Source organism: Candidatus Methylomirabilis sp. (genome assembly GCF_028716865.1).
Taxonomy (GTDB): domain Bacteria; phylum Methylomirabilota; class Methylomirabilia; order Methylomirabilales; family Methylomirabilaceae; genus Methylomirabilis.
In genome coordinates this window covers 46,990-68,092 of the sequence record NZ_JAQUOY010000013.1, presented here as the reverse complement: position 1 = coordinate 68,092, position 21,103 = coordinate 46,990, and the positions used below count along the sequence as shown (strand labels likewise).

The window sequence follows — 21,103 nt, the reverse complement described above, 5'->3', positions numbered from 1 at the left end:
TTCGAGCCTGAGATCACAGAGTACTGGGAAGATTTCCCTTGACAGTCTTTCCCTGGTCCGCTTAAATCATTCGCGTTGATACGCTTACCGATGTGGGGCTGTGGCGCAGTTGGGAGCGCGCCTGACTGGCAGTCAGGAGGCCACGGGTTCGAATCCCGTCAGCTCCACCATTGATTTCCTTCCCGACTCGTATCGACATTAAAGAACTCTGTCGTCCCGCCCTGTACCATGCGAGCGAGCCTCCTCCTCGGCTTTTTCTGCCTGGCGACGCCTTGATGCCTTGCGAATCGGGACCATGATCCCAATGATGAGGCCGACAGGAATCGCAAGAAGCAAGGCGAAGCTCTGGATATTCGCTGCCGTTCCAGTATCTCCCTCAGATGCCATCAGCCAAATCGGTGCGAGGACAAATCCTCCGACGAGGCCGACGATGAATCCTCCGGACACCCCCACGATCGCTCCTATGAGGCATTTTCGGACAAGCATGGCGTCATCACCCTCCCACGGTATTGCCCAGAGTTGCGGATAGGTTGCAGTTTCACGTCTCAGGGTGCCATGTTTTTCCGCGCTCTGCAAGGCTATGCATCGGCAAACGTTGAACCCCCAGTGGGTTCAATATGCCCCGATCCTTTATCTCGAGGAATCTGAGACCTGTTCAGCTTGAAGGGCCGGTTGAAGCCAGGATGCCTGCCAGCCGGGTCGAAGGAATTGCAAGGCCACGACGGCTGCGAGGGACCCAAAGGCAAAGAGGAGCAGCCCGGTCCCATACGAGTCGGTCAGATCCTTCATGAGGCCGAGGAGCGTGGGAAGGAAGAATCCGCCCATCCCGCCTGTCGCGCCCACGATCCCGGTCGCGGCACCGATTTCGCCCCGGAACCTCTGTGGGATAATCTGGAAGAGCGCGCCATTGCCGAGCCCCATGGCGGTCATCACCAGAAAGAGGAGCGCGATCACTACGGAGAGGGGAGGGAGGAGCGCCACACCTACGGTCAGGACACCGATGGTACCGAAGAGGATCGAGAGGAGTTGCGCTCCACCAACGCGGTCCGCGAGATATCCGCCCACAGGTCTGAAGAGGCTTCCGGCCAGGACGCACAAGGCGGCCATGTTGCCCGCCATCACCCGCGAAAGACCGTACTGATCGTGGAAAAAGATCACCAGGAAACTGGCCAGCCCGACGAAGCCGCCGAAGGTGATAGCGTAGAAGAGGTTAAACCACCAGCAGTCGCTTTCCTGGAGAATTTTCAGAGACTCCGACCACCGTGTAGGGGCGGGGCGGTTCGGGCTCTCTTTCGCGAACCAGTGGCTCATCACCAATGTGAGCAGGGCAGGGAGAAGCGCCCAGGCAAAGACCTGTCGCCATCCCACGATCTCTGCCAGCCGAGGCGCGATCAGGGCAGCGAGGACCGCCCCGACGTTGCCGGCGCCGGCGATCCCGTTGGCCAGCCCATGGTGTTCCGGCGGGTACCATCGGCTAACCAGGGGGATGGCGACCGTAAAGCTGGCCCCGGCGAAGCCGAGGAGGAGCCCCACCGCTATGACGGAAGCAAAGCGATCGGTCGCAAGCCATCCCCCAAACAGCGGGAGGAGAACCAGGATCTGAAGGACAGCACCCGTCTTCTTGGCGCCGAACTGGTCGGCCAGGATTCCGACCGGGATTCGGAGGAGAGAGCCGGTGAGGATCGGGGTAGCCACCATGAGTCCTTTTTGACCGGCGGTCAGACCGAACTCGTTGGCAATGAACACTCCCAGCGCCCCCACGAGGGTCCAGATCATACAGTGAATGGCGAAATACAGGAATGCGCTGATGAGGGTTGTGGGATGCCCGACCTTAGTGAAACCCTTGAATAGCATTCCGGACCTGCTGTGTACCGTCTACTCGTGTATGGGTACAGAGGCCAGCAACTTCACTACACCAAGCGTCACCATCCACTCGGACAACAACATGGGTGACTCTCCTTCCACGGCACAGGGTACCTCTTTGCGGTGCCGCTCAGCATAGTATCACATGTCACCCATGTCTCTGGACCAAAATATTACATGTGTCTGACCGTACCTCCTCGTCGTTTTCAGCCGTCAGTATGCAGTTCGCGGACCCGGACCCTCCCAGGCGCTGATCACTGAGAGCCGACTTGATCGCTGCTGTCTAGAACTCCTCAAACGTCCCGTGCGCGTCCTCGGTCCCAGTGGCCGCTGCCATCGCCTTGGGCGCATCGATTTTACCCTTCGTCCTTCCCTTGAGTGGAACCACCTTGCTGCTCGCCTTTCGGGTTGTGGTGGCAGCCATGGCGGCGGCCTGCGCACCCGTCCCATGTGCCAACTTAAACCGGGCCACCTGCGCCGAGAGCTCCTCCGCTTGGGCGGCCAGGGCCTCGGCGGTGCTGGAGAGCTCCTCGGTCTGCGCGGCGTTTTGTTGCGTAACACTGTCCATCTGCGTAACGGCCTTACCCACCTGCTCGATCCCCTGCGACTGCTCCTGCGAGGCGGCAGCAATCTCGGCGATGAGATCGGCCACCTTCTTGACGGAGGCAACGATCTCAGTGAGGGTGTCGCCGGACTCATTGACCAGCCTCGCCCCATCCTCGACCTTGGCCACGGAATCCGTGATGAGGGCCTTGATCTCCTTGGAGGCGGCGGCAGAGCGCTGGGCCAGGGCCCGGACCTCTGAGGCGACGACGGCGAAGCCGCGGCCCTGCTCTCCGGCTCGAGCCGCTTCGACGGCGGCGTTGAGGGCCAGGAGGTTGGTCTGGAAGGCGATCTCGTCGATGGTGGTAATGATCTCGGCGATCTGCTTGGAGGACTGGGTGATCGCCTCCATGGAGGCCATAGCCTCTTTGACCACGGCGCCGCCCTGCTCCGCCCCGTCCCGCGCCGAGACCGCGAGCTGGTTGGCCTGCCGGGCGTTATCCGCGTTCTGCTTCACGGTCGAGGTGATCTGCTCCAGGGAGGCCGCCGTCTCCTCCAGGGAGGAGGCCTGCTCCTGGGCGCCCGAGGAGAGTTGCTCGCTGCCGGCCGCGAGCTGTTGGGAGGCGCTCGTGGTCTGGTTGGCGGCTTGCTGAACCTGGGACATACTGTCGTGAAAGCTCTCCAGCATCTGGTTCAACGCGGCGCCCATCTGACCGAGTTCGTCTTTGGTGTCGAGATGGACTCTCATAGTCAAATCACCCCTCGCAGCCTGCTCGGTCACGGTCACAACCTGCTTCAATGCCTTGGCGATCAGGGAGGCGATGAAGTAGCCGAGGGCGAGGCCAAGGAGCACGCCGCCCAGGATGACACCGATCATAATGACGCGCGAAGAGCTATAGAGCGCTCCAGATTCCTCGAACTTCTTCTTGGCGATGCCTTCCTTCACCTGAATGGTGAGATTGAGGCTGTCGATGGCGGCCGCAAACTTCGGCGCAGTCGCCTTCGCACCGGCCAGTGCCGCATCTTTGTCGCCCGCCAAGAGCGGCTTGAGGACCTGCTCCTCGCGGAAGGCAATATATTCCTTCGCAGCCTCTTGATACTTATTAAACGCGTCCCGCACTTCCGGCGCCCGAATTGTGGGAATGAATTTCTCCCGTCGTTCCGCGACCTGCTTTGCAAGCTCATGGACACGGTTCACCGCTTCCTTGGCTTCTGCGAGATCCTTTGCGGCAAGCGCCATGAACATGGCTGTGCGGATTTGATGCGTCAGGCCCCGAATTGCCGCGAGTTCCGTGATCGGGGTCAACTGCACCTGGTACAGGTTCTCGACGTTCGCGTTGATACTTCCCATGTTGCTGATACCGACATAGCCGACACCTGCCATGATCGCGCCGAGTACGGCAAATCCGATCATGAGCTTCATCGCCATCTTGAGATTCCGGAACCACTGCATTGTCTTCCCCTCCCGCGTTATGAGCCTTGCCTCTCGTTCAGAGGGTCGGCCCTGGTTGCCATGATCGACCTTCCGTTTCGATCCGGTCAGTCCCTCTACTCCCTATTGTCCATACCCCCCTTCATGCGGGGCCCGCATGAGAATAAAAAAAGCCCTCCATCGATGTTCTGATGAAGGGCTCCATCACCCTGTCCCCGGCCGCCAACCATCAGCGCCGCCGAGAAAATCACTACGTCTTGATCATTCTCACCGCTTCAGATTCGTGCCGCCGGCATCTACCCGGCAAAGAATGCTCGCGAAGCGGCAAACCCTTCTGCTTGCCAATGGCCCCAAGCGGCCCACCGAAGCGGCATCCACTGTTCTTATATCGACAGCTTCGGCTGCCTCCTTGAGCCTGTTCACCTCAGACAGAATGCATGTCCTGTGCCGTCAGCGGCTGACACCCGGAGTTCGATTTATGCAAAGACGGGATACTGCCGATAAGAACGTGCATGGAGGAGTTTGGGACAAGTAACCGGCGTGGCCCTGGCGGTGGTCTCATTGGAGCAACGGGTTGCAAGACCCGGCCCGGCAACAACGGTGGAACACCTAAGGCACAAGGAGGGGGAAAAGTGAGACGACCAAGATGTGAAACTGCAATTCGCTTTTCTCTTGACACCATCATTTGGCTAATGCAAATCTAAGGACGCAACTCAGCCAGACTGGGACACCCGAACTCGACAACCTCTTGTTTTTTAGTCTTGTCTAGTTAGGGTCCAAAGTGACTAAAACGTTTCGGATGTAGTGGAACCTCGGGAACGCTAATGTTTGGCGGCTCGAGAAAGGGTGATGGAGCCCTTCATCGGAACTTCGATGAAGGGTTTTTTGTTTTTGTCTCGCTTTCGCGACGCGAAGCTTGTCGCTGATCTTGGCAATCTGCGCAACAGACTCTATATTCCTTACGAGGAGTGGTGTTGACAAGTCGGTCGCAACCGCCGAAAATGAGTCCGGACGTGGACGCAGCGGCGAAGCACCCACATGGCGAGCAGGCCCTGAGCCTCCTGGTAGGGGGGCTCATCGGGCACGTCGCGTCCCTCCTGGATGGGTGGCGCAGTGGGTCGAGCGCGGCGCAGAGCTCCCTCGGTGCCCAGGGGACGTTGACCTCCACCCAATACGCCGAGGCCGTCGCCAGATTGATACAGCAGCAAGGCGGGGAAAGTCATTATCAGCTTGCGGCCGATCGCATCCGCTTCATCTGCACAAAATGCCCCTTCGGCGAGGCGATCAAACAGGCACCAGGCTTCTGCCATCTCATCGGCGCCAGCCTCTGGTGGGGCGCAGTCCAGCACTTCGGCTATGGAAAAGTAGTCTTTAAACAGCGGATAGCTGTTGGTGATGAGCATTGTGATATTCGGGTCTACCTGAAAGAAGCCGCTGAGGCGGATAGCGAAGAAAGCATCGCAGACCTCTCCACCCACGATCCCTCTCCGGCACCTGTAGGCGCCGACGTATCTGCGAACGAGACGATCCGACTACTCAGAGCGCGGATCCGTCGCCTGGAGCACAAGGTCGAAGAACTGGAAAATGCGTTGGAGGAGCGAAAGCTGATCGAGAAGGCAAAAGGGATCCTGATGGAGCGGCTTAAGCTCACCGAGACCGAGGCAATGCGGAGACTCCAGAAGGAGAGCCAGGGCCAGAACAAGAGGCTGGCGCAGATCGCGCACATCATTGTGCAGGCCGGTAAGATCATCTGAACGGAACAGGCATCCATGTGAGGCGCCGCGAACATCATGGCCGACAGCACTGAGGGCAAGCGAACGGAGTTACAGGCCCAGACCGAGCGGCAGACCCCTCGGACCCGGGAGATGAACATCCTGACCATGATCGGGAATGCCATCGGCGGCACGCTTACGCTCAACGAGATCCTGGATCGGGCTCTCGATGCCACGCTTACCTGCTTGAATATGGAGGCGGGAGAGGTCTTCCTCGTCGATGCCACCAGAGGTGAGGTGAGTAAGGTTCGGCATCGAGGTCAGATCCCGGAGAGCTTCGCCGAGCGCACCTGCTTCGCCCTTGGGGAGGGGATCCCCGGTCGCGTGGTGCAGACCAACGAATGTATCATCATTCCCGACTTGGCGTCCGACCGCCGCTTCCTTCGGCCCCAGGTGATCGAGGCGGGCTTCCGCACCTTTGCCGCAGTCCCGCTTAGGGCCAAGGGGCGAATCGTTGGATGTTTCGATATTGTCGGGCGGCAGCCGTACACCTTGACGGAGCGCGATCTGGAACTCTTGAACGCGGTCGGGGCTGCGATCGGGTTGGCAGTGGCCAACGGTCACCTGTACGAGGACCTCTGGATTGCAACGAAGCAACTGGAGGCGAAAATCGAGGAGCTTCGGCGGACTCAGGCCACGCTCATCGAGACGGAACGGCTGCGCGCTATGGGCCAACTGGCAGCCGGTGTCGCCCATGACTTCAATAACACGCTGATGACCATCCTGGGCCAGACCCAACTCATGCGGCTGAGCCTCCAGCAAGGCACCTCCTCGAAGGATCAGCTATCGGAGCATCTCAAACGGGTGGAGCGGGCGGCGCTGGATGCCGCTGAGACGGTTCGAAGGATCCGCGAGGCTACCCGCCAGCGAGGAATGGAGCCTTTCACCGCTGTCGCCATCAACGAGATTGTGACGGACGTTCTCGATGTCACTCGGCCTCGGTGGCAACATGAACCGCAGGCGCGAGGAGTCATGATCACCCTCCGTACCGATCTCGTTGCGGTACCAGCAGTCTCCGGCCGGGAGGCAGAGCTGCGCGAAGCGCTCACGAACCTCCTGTTCAACGCCGTAGACGCCCTCCCGCATGGTGGAACCATCACGATCACAACGCGGGCAACGCGCGCCGCCGAAGGCGAGCTGGTCGAGGTCACCGTGAGCGACACGGGCATCGGGATGCCGGAGACGGTGCGAGCGCGGCTATTCGAGCCGTTCTTCACCACAAAGGGGGTCAAAGGAACCGGACTCGGGCTCAGCATGGTCCAGGGGATCGTCAGGCGACATGGAGGGACGATCGATGTGACAAGCGCTCCGGGAGAGGGCACTACCGTGACGGTACGCCTGCCGGCAGCAACAGAGTCTGCCGGTCCGGCCCCGCCTCCGACTGCGCCGGCCCCTCTGCCTTCCTCGCTACGGGCTCTGGTCATCGACGACGTGCCGTTCATCGCCGAGACGCTTGTACAGCTCCTGTGCGCCATGGGGCACGAGGCCGAGGCAGTCGCAAGCGGAGAGGAAGGTCTGGCACGCCTGGAGGCGGGAGACTTTGATCTGGTCATCACCGATCTGAGCATGCCGGGGATGTCGGGGTGGGAGGTCGCCTCTGTGGTGAAGGCACGGTGGCCGAGGCTTCCGGTTATTCTCATCACCGGGTGGGGGGAAGTGGTGGAGGACGAACAGATGGCCATCTCCGGAGTTGACCTGATACTGCCCAAGCCCTTCACAAACGAGCAGCTCTTGCAAGCAATCGCCCAGGCGCTGGCCGTCAGCGAGGAGCGACGGCCCTCGTCAGACTAACCGCATCCTCAGAGCAATCACAGTCATCTGCTATCTCAGCCTCGACGGACCGCGTTTCTTCGTCCTTCGCCTCTCCGATCTCGCTACAACAAAAGAACATCGAGAAGGGTGAAACAGAACAGGGTGATGCTGAGGAGGCCGTTGACCGTGAAAAAGGCGGCGTCGAGTCGCTTCAGGCCGTAGCGGAGAAGGAGCAGATGCTCATACACCAGGAGGCCCGAGGCGAGGAGGACGCCGGTCAGATAGAAAGAGCGCAGGTCGGAGAGGATAATCAGGAGCAGAAGAAGCAGCAGGGTCAGCGCGTGCAAGACTCGAGAAATGGCCATCCCACTCGCTGCGCCGAACCGAGCTGGAATCGAATAGAGACCGGAGGCCCGATCAAAGTCAATGTCAGCCATGGCGTACAGGATATCGAACCCGGCCACCCAAAAGAGGACGGCAAGGCCGAGCACAACCGGAGCCACCGCCACCTCGCCGGTTACAGCAATCCAGGCGCCAAGAGGCGCCATGGCCAAAGCCAGCCCCAGGATCAGGTGGGAGAAAAAGGTAAAGCGCTTGGCGTAGGAGTACAGGATCAGCACCGCCATCGCCACGGGAGCCAACTTGAGGCAGAGGGGATTCAGCCGGGCGGCGGCGAACAGGAACAGCGCGAAGGATCCAAGCGTGAGCAGAATTACCTCTCCGCGTCGGACCAGGCCCTGTGGAAGGGCCCGCTCCCGTGTGCGGGGATTTGCCGCATCGATCTGCTGGTCGGCCAGACGATTCATCGCCATGGCACCGCTCCTTGCGCCGACCATAGCCAGCACAATCCACAGGAGCGTCGACGGCGTCGGGATCCCTCGGGCTGCCAGGATCGCGCCCATGAAGGCGAACGGAAGCGCAAAGACCGTATGGGAAAACTTGATCAGCTCGAACAACAGGGCTATCTTGCGAATGACGGACTGCAGCGGGTTCACGCCGATTTCCTTCCCACATGAAGGGTGACGATCCCACCGGTCATGGTGCGGAAGTGCACATCGTGAAAACCCACCTCTTCCATCATCCTGGACAGCTCCTGCGGGGCGGGAAAGGCGGATACAGAGGCTGGAAGGTAGCTGTACGCCTGGGGGTCACCGGAAATCAGGCCACCCAGCCAGGGGAGCCCGTGATGGAAATACACACGATAGAGCCACCCGAAAAATGGCCCCTGGGGTGTGGCAAACTCCAGGATGATCCCCACCCCCCCTGGATGCAGTACCCTATAGAGTTCTGCCAGCCCACACTTGCGATCTACCACGTTGCGGATGCCGAAGGCAACGGTGACCGCATCGAAGGTGTCGGCGCGAAACGGCAGAGCCTCAGCCGAGCCGACCTGCAGCCGAATACGGTCTGTCAGCCCCTTGCGGGCCACCTTCTCCGCCGCAATACGAATCATCGGCAGGCAAAAGTCTACTCCGATAATCGCCTTGGCTGAGGGAAACTGCCTGGCAAACTCGAGGGCCATGTCGGCAGTTCCGGTGCAGACATCCAGCGCCACTCCGCCGGAAGGGAGCCGGGCTGAAGCCACAGCCTCCCGGCGCCAGTAGCGATCCCGCGCGAGGCTGAGGAGACGATTGAGGAGATCATATCGAGGCGCGATGCCGCCAAACATCCGGCGAATCGCGTCGCCGTCTCTTCCACCCCCATTCGCCCCCATTCAGTTCGGGGAAAGCTCCAACTGCCGCTCTCCATGCGATCCTGTAGAAACAGGCGGCAGCAGTTTCACCTGGTCCCCCTCACGGAAGGTACTCGCTTCCTTGATCCCATTCAGGTGCGCGACTTCCCACGCCAGTTGCTGATCGCCAAGCACATTCCTGGCCACGGTCGCGGGGGTATCTCCATCTTTGGCAACGTATATCTTCAGACGCCTGTTATCCCGCTTTGCCCCGTAGACCAGACCGTCGAGGTGCGCTTTGTACTCGTTCGCCTTCACCTCGAGGCTGCCGCTGCCTTGCCCAATGAGAATGGAGGACATGGTCTCGGCCTTCACGACGCGATCGATGGTCTCCGGATGGGTCCCTTGAAAGCCGTGATAACCCAACGCCTCCAGTCGCTCCTTCATCTTCATCGCCTTGAGGAAGACCACCATTTCCCCGGGATCGTATCCGGCGCGGTGGGCCGTGCGGAGTCCCAGCTCGTCGGCCTCCAGCTCCGCCTCTCGGCCATACCCCATGAGGGCGTGCTCGAAGACGGCTGCCGACACCCTCGCCCACTCCCCTGTGTTCTGGCGACCGCCAGGGCTGACGGCCATGAGACCCAGCGACAGGATCTGCGCGCCCAAGGCTTTGGTAAGCTGTTTCGCCGCATGACGAGAGGTCGCGTGGCCGATCTCGTGGCCGAGGACCCCCGCGAGCTGCGCCTCGTTATTCAGCATCGCCAGCATTCCTCGGGTGATGTAGATATAGCCGCCGGGCAACGCCATCGCGTTCACTTCCGCTGTATCGATGATCTTGAAGCTGTAATGGAAACTGGTTGGACCAATCCCGTCGAGCAGCCGCTGGCCGACCGACTCCACATACGCTTGCAGTTGCTGATCGCGGTAACGACCAAAATGCTCAAGAATCTCCTGATCGGCCTTCTTCCCGATCTCGTTCTCCTCCGCTTCAGAGATGATGGTGAAACCAGCGGCGCGTGGAGGGGAAACGAATCCAAGCAAGGATCCCACGACTAAGAGCAGGACAACACGCCTGTCGACCCGGCTGTGGCTACCCATTACGACAATCCTCACACCGAATGCCTATCGAAGCCTCAACTCTACCGCTTTGATATTCTGCCGGGCCTTCTCGGCCAATGGGCCCTTTGGCAGATACTGCAGATACGACTTGTACTCTTTCAGCGCCTTACGGTACAGGAGCTTATCGTCAACACTTAATTTGGCCTTCGTATGGTATGAGAGCCCCAGATGATAGTGTGCGTCGGCAAAGTCACCCCGAAGCTTGATCGCCTGCTCGTACTCGGTAATCGCCTGGTCGAGGTCGGCGAACATTCGCTCATGGTAAGAGACCCCGAGATCGTAATGCGCCTCTGCCGTCGTCGCCTTATTGACGGCCGGCTTATACTCGGCTTCCGGCGATTTGCCCTCAAGCGCGAGGCTTGACCCCTGGAGGGCAAGGACGAGCAGCACCGTGGCATAACCGAGCAGGCGCCGTTTCTTCACATAATGCTTCGGACTGTAGGGGACCAATGCGACCATTTTGCACCAGAGCGTCAGAACACGTGAGAAACACGATCGACGGGTGATGATCTACAGCCTCCGCAACCTGTCTGCGTGCACCGCACAGGCAGGCACGCCTCACGATGGCATCTCACATCGTGACACGATTGCTGAGTCTCGTAAGAGCAGAACACACGCGATACCGTGTTACAGCGATACACCCAGCATGTACGCGCCGAACAAACGGCTGGAGCCGGCGGGGGGATTCGAACCCTCGACCTGCTGATTACGAATCAGCTGCTCTACCAACTGAGCTACGCCGGCGCGAGGGTGCGACTACTATAGCCAAGGGTCTCGGAGCTGTCAAGCGACAGAGGCTGGGCGATCCGCGCCGCTCTTACGCTGGCCGGCCGGTTGCGATCTTGCGGCGGCTCCGCAGGCGCGTCAGGCCCTCAAGATCAACACCTTCGAAGGCCAGCAGTTTCGCCTTCACCGAAGGGCCGCCCCCGGAATACTCCCCGAGGCGGCCATCGCTCCTGACCACCCGGTGGCACGGGATCAGAAGCGGGATCGGATTCTTGGCCAAGGCTGTCCCGACCGCACGGGCTGCCCGCTCCGCGCCGATCGCCTTCGCGATCCATCGGTACGAGCGCACCTGACCGACGCGGATTGTCCGGACCTTTCGCAAGACCCTCTGTTGAAACGGTGTGAGGCGGGACAGGTCGATCCGGCCGGAGAAGCGCCGCCTCCCTGCCAGATGATTCAGTATCTGTTTGGCCATCTCTTCTGGCAGGCAAGGATCTTGCGTCGGTCGAACGCCGAACGCCCTCGCACACGCCTGCTCAAAGCTGCGTCCATGTGTTCCGAGTGCGACACAGCAGACGGCAGTGCCATGATAGGCCACGTAGAGCCGTCCAAGCGGGGTTGAAACCGGTGCGTACCGAAGAGGCGGCGACATACGATCACAACGTAAGGTACCGCTGCAGCTTTTCAACAAAGGGGGCACTCAATCGCGCCAGTTCCACCTGCCTGAAGAGCAGGGGTAAGCTTTCGGCGGATAGCCGGACCCACCCGTCCTCCGTATCATCCAGGCCGGCCTTCGGCGGTAAATGACCTGCGCCGATCCAGAGCTGACCGTGTTCGGCGAAACGGATCTCTGCCCCTTCATGCTCGGCCGCCACCACGATCGCTTCCCGGAGCGCGGCGCGAGAAATGGCTTGCAGATCAAACCCTCCTCGCTCAGCCGAGGTCTGGATCTCCATCGATCGCCCATTGCCGACACTCTTGGTTGATTGGGCGTAGGTTGAATCTGGACGGTCAGTCCAGAGCGGGCAGATGTTCTTATAGGTGCACCAATGGCAGAGACTGCTTTTGATCGGCTTGAAGTCGGCATCAGCCTCAATGCGGTTGATGACGGCAATCGTCGAACTTTTCAGCCTCTCGAGCCCTGTCGGCGTTCGCCTTGAACGGAGTTCCTTTCCAAAAGCCAGGTAGTGCCAGACCAGCTCGATCTCTTTGGCGTCAGACCACAGATCTTCTACCGCGAGCTGATAGAGGGCCAGTTGCCGATCGACATCAAGATCTCCCTGGCTCGGTAGACGACCGGATGTCTTATAGTCATGGATCTCATAGCGCCCCGATCCGACCCTCACAAGACGGTCGATATATCCTTGAATCTTGTAGCAGCCATGAGGATCAAGGGATACCGCTACCTGATATTCTAATCCCAGCACCTGTCCGTGGTTGAATGGCGTATGAGCCTGATAGTAGTTCGTCAGACACCGCTCGCCAAACTCCTTGTAATGCTCGATCGAACGGTCCTGTTTGACGATCTTCACCTGGTTGTGCCAGTGCTGCTCCCACAACCGATGATAGTCGTTCAGCAGATCAGCCAGGCATGGTTCACCGCCAAGCTGCAGCGTTCGGTACAGCGTGCTCAGCGCTTCATGAACCCGCGAGCCAAGGTACGCCTCAATCGACTCCTCCGTTCGGGGGATCCGATCGATATAGCGAAACCTGAATTGAAGGGGGCAGGACTCGTACGTGGAGAGTCGAGAAGCCGAGTAGACCGGTCTTGAGTGTTGTCGAAGGCTCGGTACCACGTTTGGTTCAGGCATGGCCCATGGCGCGGAGGAATGCAGCGAGAGAACGATACTGAAAGCAGGGGTTCTTTTTCCGCTCCTCCCCGATGCTGCTGGAGGTGCGGCCGGCGGCATAGTTGTGGCCGGGCAGGACCACGGTCTTGTCGTCCAGTTTCATCAATCTATTGGTCAGCGAATCGTACATCTGCTCAGGATTGCTGCCCGGAAGATCAACCCGGCCGCATGAGCCGATAAACAGCGTGTCGCCCGTAATCAGGCGATTGCATACCAGAAAACACTGAGACCCCGGCGTGTGGCCGGGGGTATGGATTAATGTCACAGCAACATCGCCGAGGTTCACGGTGTCCCCATGGTCGACCCGCATGATGTTCGATCCGGCAAGAGGGGTCAGGTGGCCGGCTTCAGTTTTATGGACTACTACCTTGGCGTCTACCCGCTCGAGCAACTCCGCGACTCCCTGAATTTGAAGACCATACAGCTTACCACCCACATGATCCGGATGGGTGTGGGTGGCGAGGATGTGGGTAATTTTCATCTCATCAGCCTGGGCGAGTTCCACAATCCTATCGATCTCCCACGCCGGATCGATCACGGCAGCCTCTTTCGTCTTGGTCGAGCCGATCAGATAGACGTAGTTGGCCATCTCGCCCAATTCAACCTGCTTCAGGTAGAGGGACGTGTCCACGCGTCAGTTCTCCTTCGTTCCGCCTCACCGTTCCTCGATGGCTCGCTTCGCCGCCAACATCGAGGGCGCACTACTTGAGCGATCGACCTCCATCCACCACCACGACCTGACCGGTAATGAAGTCCGAACCCTCCAGAAGGAAGAGGACCGTCTTCGCAACATCGGTCGGGTCGCCCATCCGCTTGAGCAGCGTGCTCCTGGCAATCGCCTCCCGCTCCTTCTCCCCCTCTGCCTCCGTAAGCAGCACCGCGCCGGGCGCAACCGCGTTGATCTGTACCTCCGGTGCCAATGCCTTGGCGAGGCCCTGGGTCAGCGCGATCAGGGCGCCCTTGGAGACACCGTAGGGCAGGAAGTCGGCCCATGGCTTCATCCCCATGATATCAACGACATTGACAATCTTCCCTCCGCCTTGTCGCCGCATCAGCAGGCCCAGTCGCTGGCTCAGCAGAAACGGCCCCGTGAGATTGATGCGCAGGAACTGCTCCCAGTCCGCTAACGCAAGCGTCTCCAGAAACGTCCGGTGATAGAGGGCGGCGTTGTTGATAAGAACATCGATCCTCCCGAAGGTCTGAACCGCCCGATCGGCCAGTTCTTCGACCTCCGCAGGCTCCGCCAGATCGGCCCGGATAGCGAACGCTCGACGGCCGAGGCGCTCCACCGCCTCTACCGTCTCGTGGGCCTCGGATTCGCTGCTTTTGTAGTGGATTACTAGATCCGCGCCTCGGTCGGCCATCGCCAGGGCAATTGCCCGGCCCACACGTCTGGCCGCCCCGGTCACCAACGCCGTTCGTCCGCGAAGCTCCATCTCCCCCGCTCAGCTCCCGATAGTCTCACCCCGTCACGCCTTCACGCGCGATCAGGGTTACATATCCGATTCGAGGATATGATACTGTTTGGGCTGGCCACTGCCAAGCATTATCTCCCGTTTCGCTGAAGCGTCGCGAAGGCTTCTCGGCGCTCGGTTCACGACTTACCGGCCACGATCTACACGTCAACCCTGAAACACAAAGGGCCCCCCGGATCATACCGGGAGGCCCTATTATCTTAAGGGGCTGCTTGCTGCCGCGTCTTAGCTCGCCTTCGGCAGGGCTGTTCCGCACTTCTCGCAGACTTTCATCATGCGACCGCGCGGGTTAAACACCATACTCCAGATCAGATCGCCGCCGCACTGGCACTGACCGGCCGTCTTCCGAACCTGGCCCTTCGCGCGGCTGGCAAGCTTTGCTCCTTGTGGCTTCTCCGCCATGTCGACTTCTCCCTCCTTTCACGCAGTACATACGATGTCTTCCCTTGGTCCGACCCACACGAGCAAACCGCCAGCGTACCACACGTACCACAATTGCAGGCATACACCCATACGAAGCGTACAATACATACATCGAACTGAGTGTAATAGCGATACCGAAGGAAAAGCCTGGTGAGCTAACAGCTTCGGTGGACCATGGCGGTTCGATTGGAAATTCTACGCATTATCAAAAAGTTGTCAAGCAATATTAGTAGAGTTATTGGCACTCATTCCGATGGAGAGAGTCGGAACAGGCGGCGAGTGCTATAGGGACAGACACTATTTCTTGGAATCCTTCCTTGGTCTTCCCCTCTGCAACACATGTATTACTCGTCCAGTTTCCTGCGCACCTCCCAGATGAACCCGTCTCTTAGCAGTGGCCGCTCTCTCATCGTGCGAATTCGAATCGCTATCGTTCCGAAAGGCCGCCTGGCGATCATTCCCTCGTTGCCTCACATGATACGGGTGGCCGAATACGACGGTTCGGGTAATTCGTGGCATGCACGTTCATGGCCGCGAACACCACGAGTTGTCACGATGCTAGCGTCTGTCCCTATTTTCTTGTGGACGCCCCGGTGGCGCCAGGGGCGCGCCGGCTACTGTACCGCAGGGAGGAAACCGAGCGCGAGCGGGTAGAGCACGGAGGTCCGGCCAGAGGACAGCTCGTAGATCTCCTCAGTCAGAGCTGCCGGCAGCAGGCACGCAGTGCTCGGGGAGTCCGGGGCCCCTGGAGCTTGCTCGCCCCAGGCGACGGCGCGGATCTGCCGGCGCTGGCTGTCACCCGTCCGGAAGACATCGAACGAGTGGATATCCAGCGAGAGCGACTGTCCGGGCCGGACGCTGCCGTCGACGGCGATACGGTTGCCGTCGCGGTTCAGGAAGGGCGCGCCCGTCTCATCGACAAAGCTCAGCATGACGTGGCAGGACGCAGGCCGCAGGTCGGGGTTGCCGATGAGGTTGGGGTTGCCGATGAGGTTGGGGTTGCCGATGACCACGTTGATCCGCGCCGACTGGTCACGGGTGATGCCGACAAGACCGAACGCCACCTTGTCGGGATTACCGGGAACCATCCCTCGCGCTTCGGCTCGCGGCACCGTGGTGAGAAGGGCGGCCACGCCGGCCGCCACCGTTACGGCACAACGGATCCAAGTCATTTTCTGGTTCAGCATGGGTGCTCTCCTCGTTTGAGTGGAGGCGAGTATGCGCTCGCCTCGGCCAGAACACAACGCACCGTATCTCAGGGCACTGGAAATAGTGCTGGCGCAACTTACAAGGCTCTATCCTCTCTGTCAAGGGAAAACGTGAATAAGTCGCGAAATATTGGAGTCTAAAGCGTCTGTCCTTTAAATCTCTTGTTGTGTGATTCGACCTCACTCACTACAGGCTTCGACAAGCCTGTCCTGAGCCTAGTCGAAGGACTTAGCACAAACGGAAAAACGTCAATCTGTTCAATGCGTATACCGTTCGCCCTTGTCGCAGGGTGAACGGAGGTTTGCGGGTGACAATCATTCCAATGGAGGGAGTCGGAACAGGCGGCTGGCATTCTCGGTGGTGAGATGACCGAGTTCAGTAAGCGGCATATTCAGGAGTCTGGCGACTTCTTGGGCGGTGTGAAGGAGATGGGCCGGCTCGTTTCGCTGGCCTCGGAACGTTTGGGGAGGGAGATAGGGGCAGTCGGTCTCCAGGAGAAGGCGATCCGTTTTGGCCTTCCGCACAACCTCGCGGAGGGCCTCGTTCTTGGGATAGGTCACCGGCCCGGCGATTGAGACGTAGTAGCCTCTCCGCCAGGCCTCTTCAGCCATGGCGAGATCCCCGGAGAAGCAGTGCAGGACCACGCGCTCGGCCCCTTCCGTCTCCAGGAGCTGCATCGTCTCGCGATGGGCGTCACGATCGTGGACGATGAGCGGCACATCCAGCTCTCTGGCCAGACGGATCTGACAGCGAAACGCCTCAGCCTGAACATCGCGAGGGGAACGATCGCGATAGAAGTCGAGGCCGGCCTCGCCGATGGCCACCACCTTGGGCTGCTTGGCAATTTATTTATTCTGGAGTGTGACCGTGTAGAGGAAGCGCAGCGCGGCCACGGCACTGCCGATCGTCGCCGGGGCCCGGTGCTGGTCGTTCGTCAAATACAGTTGGTAGGCGCGAATCTGCTTAGGGCCCAACACCGCGGGCGACTGGCCGAAGGTCGGGCGGAGGACCTCATCCAGCTGAGAGTCATCCGCGTAACCCCCCGGTAGGTCTCAGCAAAGACCAGCTCGCCAGCGATGCCATTGCGCGCGCCGTGGGTGGCGATGCGCGCGTATGCCTGACGACCCAGCAACCGGTCGAAATCGAAGTGGAGGTAGGCCTCGACGACTGGCACGTCGCACGAGCGGAGGAGCGTCGCCAGCAGCGTGATTCCAAGCGGCGCTACCGCCACATTCTGGTAGCGCATCGCCACGAGGAGCACGCGCCGTGGGTGAGGCGACGCTGTCGTCGAGAACGAGCCAAGCCGCCACAGCGGCAGGTGGCGGCACGAGGCTTCCACTTACTGCGCGCCCGCAGCCGCGTCGAGTAGCTCGTGGTAGCGCTGAACGCCGGCGATGTAGCCGCCGAATCGGGCGAATTCGAAACGGAGCTCATCGCGACACTGGAGCGTACGTCCACTTCCCTCGCCTGCGAGTTCCCGCGCCGTCCACTCAATGTCGCGGTCGAGCTCGCGTGCCAGGGCCTCGAAGGCGCAGAGACCGCGTTCAACATGGGCGTTCACCGCGGCCTGCTCCGGCGCCGCGGCGTCGGCCGCCACTTCGCGCGCGATGCGGAGGTAGATCGGGAAGCAGCCGAGGTTCTCGCGTCGGAACGGGAGGGCGTCGGTCGTCGCCGCGACGCTGCGCAGATAGCGAGAAACGAGCGGCGCGAAATGAAACTCCGCCGGGAGGCGAAGCACGCGGTCGCCTACCTTCACGTTCGTCGTCGAGTAGCGGTAACGTCCGGTCATGGCGGGACCCGCGACCGGTAACATCGCCAGGGAATACGAGGTCTTCGGGACCACGCCCGTGCGGCAATAGACCATCCCCACGAAGTCCACGACGTCCGCCAATTCCGCCGCGATCTCCTCCAAGGTCGAGCAGGGATCGGCCATGATCAGATAGAGGACGGGACAGATGCCGGCCTCGGCAACTCTGGTGATGGTTTCGGTAGCGCCTTCGACGTAGCGCTCGCCGTTGTAAGACTTGCCCATGAAGCGCGCCCGCGCGCCGTTGAGCGTTTCGACCCCGAACGAGAGCTCCAGGAATCCAACATCGCGCATCAGGTCTAGAAGTGGCCAGACGGAGCGGTTCGCCATCGTCTGAGCGCGGTATTTCAAGCCGAGGTGAAGCGGCAGCAGGCGTTCGAGCAGACGCCGATTCCACGCCGTGTCCTGCACGAAGAGATCGTCGGAGAAGGAAACGGTTTCGATACCGTGTTGCGCCGCTTCGCGGAGCACATCCAGCACGCGGTCATGGGAGATCGCACGGATGTTGCGATCGGCGACCGAGCAGAATTCGCAGCGCCCCCAGCAGCACCCTCGCTGCGTGTAGAACTCAAGGGTCGACCAGCGGTTCGTATTTACCTCGTCCCACGGATAGATGCAGAAGGCGTCTAGCTCCTCGGCAAGCGGTGTCGCGTCCAGGGACGTGGCTGCGACGTCGGGGGGGAGCGTAGTGCCTTCGTCGTCGAACCGCTTGATGGCGTCGGCGAGCTGGGCTCGCGTCGGCGCTTCAATGAGCAGGACGCGGCCCGTGTCGACGGCCCGCAAGTATACCCCGCCGAGTCCGATATCGAGCGACACGTGCGACGCTCGCTTTGCGCTGCGCCGAAACGTCGCGGCGGCAATGCACGCGACCGCGTTGGCGTCGAGCACGCCGCCCGGTTCCGCTGGGCCGAGGTCGCGTTGGTGGGCCGGTAGCCGGATCGTCGCCGGGATCGGAGTGGGGATCAACAGACCACGCGACTGCGCAATCGCGGTGAGGAGCGGCACGAATCGGTGCTCCCCTTCGCCCGTCACAACGACGTCGAACAAGGACGCCGCCAAGTCGAGCGCGAACGCCTCGATGGCACTGCCTCCCAGCATCAGCACCACGTCCGAGCGGCGCTCGCGCACTCGTTGCGCCGTCTGGATCGAACGGGGCAAGAGTCGCTCCATCGAGGAGATCGCGACTACGTCGATTAGGCCGTCGTCGAGCGCGGCGAACAGCCGCTCCTCGGCATCGACGAACGTGACATCAAACCCGGCGGCGCGCGCGTGACCGATCAGCGGCAGAAGCCCTGGGGAGTTAGTGAATCGCCCTCCCAGACCGTCGTCGTAGTCGAGAAAGAACAGCGTTTGCAGAGGCTTTGGTGCTGCGCCAACCTGGCTCGACATGGATCAGCCGCAATTGACGGCGAGGTTCACTCCGCCAATTTCTACCAAGCCAAACTCACGTTCGACAGGGCTGATGACGCCGTCTGAGGTAACCAGTCCGACGGCGTGGTCGCCGGCTTGCGCGCGCTCGAGCAGCCACGTCGCATTCCGCTCGATCGAGCGCACATACCCCTCGATCATCGAGTCGCAGTTGGGAGAGAAGAACGAGTTCGTGTGCTCGAGCGCGAGGAACTGACAACCGCCGCCGCAGTGTGGCTGTGACGTGCAGCCCTCGCACCCGCCGATGTCGAGGGCGGTGCGCCTGCGCCACATGTTGAGGCGCCTCTCGTACATTTCCACATCGGGGAGAAAGCGGCCGACCGACAGATCCGTGATTCCGGCGGCGTCCCAGCACGCGTAGATATCGCCGTGAAGGTCGAAGGCGAAGAAGTTGATCTGCGCTTCACAGTTGAAGAAGCGATGCAGCGAAAACAGACCAGACTCCTGGAATCCCTCGAAGTACTTGATTCCCGGGAATCCCGTCATCTCGAAGATCGACATCTGCTCGTGACGATCGCTCAGCGCCAGAACCTCATCGAGGAGGGTGCCCTCTAGGTTGGTTTCCTTGCGCAGGTTGTGATTCTTGACGGGCGCGAGGTGGAAATCGACCAGCCCGCTCCCCACCCATCCGCGGTCGCGTGCGAAGTCCACCAGTGCCGGTAGCGTCGGGAGATTGGTGACATCGACGTTGACGCGTACGTGGACGGGAATGCGATGGGTGAGGACGGCATCGACGCCGTTGGCCATCGCGGTGAAGGAGTCGCCATGCGGCAGCGGACGGCGTCGGCGATGGACCTCGGCTGGCCCATCGATGGTCACCTGCACCGATTCGACCTTGCCGGCGATGTGTGGCGCAGCGGCCGCCAAGCCGACGCCGTTGGAGATGATCTTGGTCGAGAAACCGGCCGCCGTCGACAGGTCGAGCAGTTGCAGGACGCGCTCGCGGAGCGCGGGCACGTCCTGAAGTGGCTCGCCGCCAAAGATCGCCAGGTCCACCGGCTGGTCTGGCGATCGGCCGATCACCTGCGGGAGGGCCTCGAACAGGCGCTCAGCCGTCTCCTCCGACATGATCGGGGAGTCCATGTCGTAGAGACGCTGCCAGCAATAAGGGCACTTGAGGTCGCAGTTGTAGCTCGGAATAATGGCGAGCGGCTGACGCACGACCTGGCGGTGGAAGCGCAGCATCTCGTCGTACAGCAAACGAGCCTGCACGCGCTCCTCGTCGAGGCTTTCGAACAAATAGCCGCGCCGATCGAGGTAGCTCGTCACGGCGTCGTCGAGTGGCACCGAACGTGGAGTGCGGGTCCGAATCTGCAGCAACTGCTGCGACCCCGCGGCTTGCAGTGTCTTTAGTCCCTCAACGATGCCTTGATCGAGGATGTCGATGGAGCCGGCAAGAGTGTTGAAGAGCGCAAAGTACCGCACTGGCCCCTCCATTGGAAGAGGGACCACCACGTTATAAGCGCTTTGCACGGCCAATCGAAGCCCTCCATTCGAACGAGCGAGTAGGGTGACGTTCGAATAGAACATCCGGAGGAGCCACGCTCGGGCCGACCTTACTTACGTCGTGCCGAACGAATGCGTTGCGGCTCTGTCCCGGGATCGGGCTTGGATACGTTGATACAGCACTCGCAGATTCTGAGGGCGACTGCGCCCGGCGACTTCAGGAATGAGGTGAGGCGATCCGCGTGAGCCTGCAGAGAAGCGATGTCCTTCTTCACAAGGGAAGAAATCTGCCGCACGTTGATCTCGGAGAGCTCGGCCTTCGACTTCGCCATTGTCTTCCTCCTGTTGAGTTGGTTGACAGTTTATAAGACATTGCTTTCGATGGCTGGAAGTATAGGAAAGATGTTTTTGCTTGTCAAGGGATATTATACATCAAAAAACAGTGGCTGACGATGCGGTTAGATAAGGGAAAAATGGGTCGGCGACTGCTCCTTTGAGTAATCAGCTCATCTTGTGGTCGAATCACCCGGCAAGAGGGTATTATTGCGCACGATTCAGACATACCGCTCTTGCGCACCTCTTTTTC

Annotated in this window: 20 protein-coding genes and 2 tRNA genes; 4 read left to right on the top strand and 18 right to left on the bottom strand. The window is 60.5% G+C overall.

Annotated features, from left to right (window positions below; translation table 11 throughout):
- Positions 1-94 precede the first annotated feature (94 nt).
- Positions 95-170, top strand: a tRNA-Ala gene (locus PHV01_RS06935).
- A 28-nt stretch (positions 171-198) separates the two neighbouring features.
- Here PHV01_RS06935 and PHV01_RS06930 read toward each other — a convergent pair.
- The 3 genes from PHV01_RS06930 to PHV01_RS06920 form a co-directional block, all read right to left on the bottom strand.
- Positions 199-453 (bottom strand): hypothetical protein, encoded by a 255-nt coding sequence (locus PHV01_RS06930; protein WP_337290423.1) that lies wholly within the window; start codon positions 451-453, stop codon positions 199-201.
- 177 nt (positions 454-630) lie between these two features.
- Positions 631-1,854 carry a nitrate/nitrite transporter gene (locus tag PHV01_RS06925; protein ID WP_337290422.1) on the bottom strand — a complete coding sequence of 408 codons (1,224 nt, stop codon included), beginning with the start codon at positions 1,852-1,854 and terminating at the stop codon, positions 631-633.
- Positions 1,855-2,146: 292 nt separating this feature from the next.
- Positions 2,147-3,859 carry a methyl-accepting chemotaxis protein gene (locus PHV01_RS06920; protein WP_337290421.1) on the bottom strand — a complete coding sequence of 571 codons (1,713 nt, stop codon included), beginning with the start codon at positions 3,857-3,859 and terminating at the stop codon, positions 2,147-2,149.
- 953 nt (positions 3,860-4,812) lie between these two features.
- Here PHV01_RS06920 and PHV01_RS06915 point away from each other — a divergent pair.
- Positions 4,813-5,592, top strand: a complete 780-nt coding sequence (locus PHV01_RS06915; protein WP_337290420.1) for an ANTAR domain-containing protein — start codon at positions 4,813-4,815, stop codon at positions 5,590-5,592.
- Between the two features lie 36 nt (positions 5,593-5,628).
- Positions 5,629-7,401, top strand: a complete 1,773-nt coding sequence (locus PHV01_RS06910) for an ATP-binding protein (protein WP_337290419.1) — start codon at positions 5,629-5,631, stop codon at positions 7,399-7,401.
- An 83-nt stretch (positions 7,402-7,484) separates the two neighbouring features.
- On the opposite strand, the gene PHV01_RS06905 is transcribed toward PHV01_RS06910, so the two are convergent.
- The 12 genes from PHV01_RS06905 to PHV01_RS06850 form a co-directional block, all read right to left on the bottom strand.
- Positions 7,485-8,357, bottom strand: coding sequence for a UbiA-like polyprenyltransferase (locus tag PHV01_RS06905; protein WP_337290418.1), 873 nt, complete (start codon positions 8,355-8,357; stop codon positions 7,485-7,487).
- Positions 8,354-9,076: a bifunctional demethylmenaquinone methyltransferase/2-methoxy-6-polyprenyl-1,4-benzoquinol methylase UbiE gene (gene ubiE / locus PHV01_RS06900; RefSeq protein ID WP_337290417.1), complete on the bottom strand. Its 723-nt coding sequence runs from the start codon at positions 9,074-9,076 to the stop codon at positions 8,354-8,356. Before ubiE ends, PHV01_RS06905 begins: the two co-directional genes overlap by 4 nt.
- Entirely contained in the window at positions 9,077-10,132 is a 1,056-nt protein-coding gene (locus PHV01_RS06895; protein WP_337290416.1) for a M48 family metallopeptidase, read from the bottom strand.
- A 24-nt stretch (positions 10,133-10,156) separates the two neighbouring features.
- Entirely contained in the window at positions 10,157-10,612 is a 456-nt protein-coding gene (locus tag PHV01_RS06890; protein WP_337290415.1) for a tetratricopeptide repeat protein, read from the bottom strand.
- 209 nt (positions 10,613-10,821) lie between these two features.
- Positions 10,822-10,897 (bottom strand) — tRNA-Thr (locus PHV01_RS06885).
- A 73-nt stretch (positions 10,898-10,970) separates the two neighbouring features.
- Complete coding sequence (locus PHV01_RS06880; RefSeq protein WP_337290414.1) at positions 10,971-11,531, bottom strand: methylated-DNA--[protein]-cysteine S-methyltransferase; 561 nt, start codon at positions 11,529-11,531, stop codon at positions 10,971-10,973.
- Between the two features lie 4 nt (positions 11,532-11,535).
- The gene (locus PHV01_RS06875; RefSeq protein WP_337290413.1) at positions 11,536-12,690 is read right to left on the bottom strand and encodes a PD-(D/E)XK nuclease family protein; all 1,155 of its coding nucleotides are present in this window, start codon (positions 12,688-12,690) and stop codon (positions 11,536-11,538) included.
- Positions 12,683-13,360 carry an MBL fold metallo-hydrolase gene (locus PHV01_RS06870; protein WP_337290412.1) on the bottom strand — a complete coding sequence of 226 codons (678 nt, stop codon included), beginning with the start codon at positions 13,358-13,360 and terminating at the stop codon, positions 12,683-12,685. The genes PHV01_RS06875 and PHV01_RS06870 overlap by 8 nt, the downstream gene beginning before the upstream one ends.
- 70 nt (positions 13,361-13,430) lie before the next feature.
- Entirely contained in the window at positions 13,431-14,165 is a 735-nt protein-coding gene (locus PHV01_RS06865) for an SDR family oxidoreductase (protein WP_337290411.1), read from the bottom strand.
- Positions 14,166-14,429: 264 nt separating this feature from the next.
- Complete coding sequence (locus tag PHV01_RS06860) at positions 14,430-14,606, bottom strand: hypothetical protein (RefSeq protein ID WP_337290410.1); 177 nt, start codon at positions 14,604-14,606, stop codon at positions 14,430-14,432.
- Between the two features lie 635 nt (positions 14,607-15,241).
- Positions 15,242-15,814 carry a hypothetical protein gene (locus PHV01_RS06855; RefSeq protein WP_337290409.1) on the bottom strand — a complete coding sequence of 191 codons (573 nt, stop codon included), beginning with the start codon at positions 15,812-15,814 and terminating at the stop codon, positions 15,242-15,244.
- Positions 15,815-16,150: 336 nt separating this feature from the next.
- The gene (locus PHV01_RS06850) at positions 16,151-16,681 is read right to left on the bottom strand and encodes a TatD family hydrolase (RefSeq protein WP_337290430.1); all 531 of its coding nucleotides are present in this window, start codon (positions 16,679-16,681) and stop codon (positions 16,151-16,153) included.
- A 302-nt stretch (positions 16,682-16,983) separates the two neighbouring features.
- On the opposite strand from PHV01_RS06850, the gene PHV01_RS06845 reads away from it, so the two are divergent.
- Positions 16,984-17,205: a hypothetical protein gene (locus PHV01_RS06845; protein ID WP_337290408.1), complete on the top strand. Its 222-nt coding sequence runs from the start codon at positions 16,984-16,986 to the stop codon at positions 17,203-17,205.
- On the opposite strand, the gene PHV01_RS06840 is transcribed toward PHV01_RS06845, so the two are convergent.
- The 3 genes from PHV01_RS06840 to PHV01_RS06830 form a co-directional block, all read right to left on the bottom strand.
- Entirely contained in the window at positions 17,176-19,032 is a 1,857-nt protein-coding gene (locus PHV01_RS06840; RefSeq protein WP_337290407.1) for a cobalamin-dependent protein, read from the bottom strand. The two genes, PHV01_RS06845 and PHV01_RS06840, sit on opposite strands and share 30 nt — an antisense overlap.
- Before the next feature lie 3 nt (positions 19,033-19,035).
- The gene (locus PHV01_RS06835; RefSeq protein WP_337290406.1) at positions 19,036-20,496 is read right to left on the bottom strand and encodes an SPASM domain-containing protein; all 1,461 of its coding nucleotides are present in this window, start codon (positions 20,494-20,496) and stop codon (positions 19,036-19,038) included.
- A 131-nt stretch (positions 20,497-20,627) separates the two neighbouring features.
- Positions 20,628-20,849, bottom strand: coding sequence for a hypothetical protein (locus PHV01_RS06830; protein WP_337290405.1), 222 nt, complete (start codon positions 20,847-20,849; stop codon positions 20,628-20,630).
- Positions 20,850-21,103 lie beyond the last annotated feature (254 nt).